Source organism: Acidobacteriota bacterium (genome assembly GCA_028874215.1).
Classification (GTDB): domain Bacteria; phylum Acidobacteriota; class UBA6911; order RPQK01; family JAJDTT01; genus JAJDTT01.
Genome location: JAPPLF010000036.1, coordinates 1 through 2,259, shown reverse-complemented (window position 1 = coordinate 2,259; position 2,259 = coordinate 1). Strand labels below are relative to the sequence as shown.

The window sequence follows — 2,259 nt, the reverse complement described above, 5'->3', positions numbered from 1 at the left end:
GGGCCATCGGCGGGTCGGCGCTGACGGACGACATCCCCGTGCCCAGGGACCAGGATCCGGAGACCATGGCCGGGCAGATTCCGTCCACCTACGTCCCGGCCCGTAACACTATTTTCCTTTCCTTCGCGCTGGGCTGGGCCGAAGTGCTCGGTGCATTCGACCTGTACATCGGCGCCAACGCCATCGATTACAGCGGTTATCCCGATTGCCGGCCCGAGTATATCGCGGCCTACGAGCACCTGGCCAACCTGGCCACGCGCGCGGGGGTGACCGGCGAGGGCAGGTTCCACATCCACGCACCGCTCATCGAAATGTCCAAGGCCGATATCCTGCGTACAGGGGTCCGGCTCGGGGTGGACTACGCCCTCACGACCAGTTGCTACGACCCGGCGGACGACGGGTCGGCCTGCGGCGGATGCGACGCCTGCATCCTGCGGCGAAACGGGTTCGAAGTAGCCGGTATCGAGGATCCGACGCGATACGTTTCATGACGCTTCCGGTTCGCGGAAGCCCGCGTCGATCCGGGCCAACAGTTCCTCCAGTCTCTTCGGCGAGACAGTCCGCGCGGTTCCCAGCTCCTGGGCGAACACCGACACGCGGTATTCCTCAAGCATCCATCTGAATTCATCCAACAGGGCGGTATCCACGTCGTCCCGGGTATTCAGTGACCTGAGCGCTTCGTCGAAGGGCTTGATCCGCTCCGCCTTCTTCAGATCCTTCGAACGGTCCTCCCGGGCCCGGCGGGAACGTATTTCCACCGCCTCGAGGTACCGGACCAGGTTGGGCAATTCGACGGCGGGTGTTTTCCGCAGGAAATCGGGTGGAAACAGCCGGTCGAGATCGTCTTGTATCCCGGGGTAGGCGCCGTCCTTTCCGAGTTTCCCCCCGACCACCCTTTCCAGCGCTTCTATCTGTTGCCGAAACCACCGGGGGAGTTTCTTCAACAGCCCCCGCGCGGTCTCCATGTCTTCTTCGAAGCGCTTGGCCGTCAGTGGATACAGGGGTTCCCGGGTGAACAGGGCGGCCAGGAGGTGGTCGTACGCGGAATCCTGCAGCGCTTCGAACCCGCCGGTATGGTCCGCAAGGGCGGGGAGGTTCCGCAGAAACGCCAGGTCCCTGCGCAGCCAGGCCATTTCGTCGCCCATCCGGCGTTCGAGCAGGCGAACCAGTCCCCTGCGGCTTTCACGCAGCGCTTCATGCCGGTCCCGGAACAGGCGCAGATCCACCAGGTCGTCATCCGCCAGCAGTCCGGGATAGGCGTACTGGGGCACGGTTCCCGACAGTCCGATTTCGACCCTTTCTGGCAGGTCCCCGACCGACCAGTCCCGCAGGTCGTACTTCTCCCAGCTTTCCGCCGCTTTCCGCCATCCTTCCGATTCAACGGCGGCGGCGCGGCCGGTGACTTCGGCGTGCAGGCGGTCCGGATCGCGGGTGGAAAGGACGGTGCTTCCGTCCTCCGCGGTCACCAGGACGCGCATACTCAGGTGATCGGGAACGGAACCGGGCGACCAGTCCGCCGGTTCGATCTCGATCCCGTGCCGCCGGGCGATGTATGCCGCGAGCGCATCGGTCAGGGAGGAAGCGGTAGGATCCAGGTCCTCCGCGATCGTCCGGGCCGTTTCCGGGATGGGCACGAGCTGTTTGCGTTTCCTTCCGGGCAGTCCTCGGAGCAGGGCTTCGATCTTCTCGCGCAGCAGGCCGGGCACGAGCCATTCCAGCGTCTCGGGATCCAGCAGATGGACCCGGTCGGCCGGTAGCGAAAGGGTGACCCCATCCTCTTCCCGGCCGGGGCGGCAGGCATACTGCAGAGGAAGCAGATCGCCTTCCAGGTTGAAATGTTCCGGAAAGCCCTCCGGCCGGCCCGGCCGGCCTGGGCCACCCGGTCTGCCTGGTCCGCCCGACCCGGCCTCTTCTTCCGCGGTACCCGTAAGATCCCCGATGTCCATGTGCAGGAAGGAAGGATTGTCTGCGCCGGCAGTCTTCATGAAGCGGTTGAGGTCGTGTACCGACGATACCCCGGAGATCCGTTCTTCGTAGAAACGGAAGGCGGCCTCGTCGAGATCGACGCGATAGGCGTTTCGGTGTTGCAGCAGCCAGGTCTCGGCATCCCGCCGTATCCCGCGGTTATGCTCCAGGAAGTCGTGCCGGGTCTGCAGGTCTTCGCCGGCCAGGTCTTCGCCGACCAGGCCTTCGCCGACCAGGCCGACCAGTGCCTCGCGGATGAAGATACGCGTCGCGTCATCGGGATCGATCTTCTTG

General features: G+C 64.9%; 2 protein-coding genes. One reads left to right on the top strand and one right to left on the bottom strand.

The window, feature by feature from the left end; all coding sequences use genetic code 11:
• Positions 1-491, top strand: a 491-nt coding sequence (locus tag OXT71_06905) for a 7-cyano-7-deazaguanine synthase (GenBank protein MDE2926110.1), incomplete at its 5' end; no start/stop codon positions are given.
• Here OXT71_06905 and OXT71_06900 read toward each other — a convergent pair.
• Positions 486-2,259 (bottom strand): DUF3418 domain-containing protein (locus OXT71_06900; GenBank protein MDE2926109.1); only part of this gene is annotated, 1,774 nt, incomplete at its 5' end. The two genes, OXT71_06905 and OXT71_06900, sit on opposite strands and share 6 nt — an antisense overlap.